At 46.1% G+C, this 423-nt stretch carries 1 protein-coding gene; it reads left to right on the top strand.

The features are described 5' to 3' along the window. Window positions 1–423 (top strand): ABC transporter ATP-binding protein (locus FGG79_RS21420; RefSeq protein WP_138782007.1); only part of this gene is annotated, 423 nt, incomplete at both ends.

The raw sequence follows: 423 nt of genomic DNA on the forward strand, positions 1-423 counted from the left end.
ATGTCTCCTTTGAAATAGGACGCGGAGAGACTGTTGGCATAATAGGACAAAACGGCAGCGGTAAGTCTACTCTGCTACAAATTATTTGTGGAACATTGCAGCCAACAATTGGTGAAGTGAGGGTCAAAGGTCGAATAGCTGCGCTGTTGGAACTGGGTGCAGGATTTAATCCGGAATTTACTGGGCGTGAAAACGCTTACCTGAATGCTGCAATTTTGGGCGTTCCTCGTGAAGCGATGGAATCACGTATGCAGGATGTTTTGGATTTTTCGGAATTAGGTGATTTTTTAGAGCAGCCCGTCAAGACATATTCTAGTGGAATGTATGCACGCTTAGCATTTGCGGTGGCAATCCATGTTGACCCGGAAATTCTTATTGTGGATGAGGCCCTGGCAGTGGGAGATGCACGCTTTACTGCTAAGT

It is taken from the genome of Bacillus sp. BHET2 (genome assembly GCF_005938125.1).
Classification (GTDB): domain Bacteria; phylum Bacillota; class Bacilli; order Bacillales; family Bacillaceae_B; genus Rossellomorea.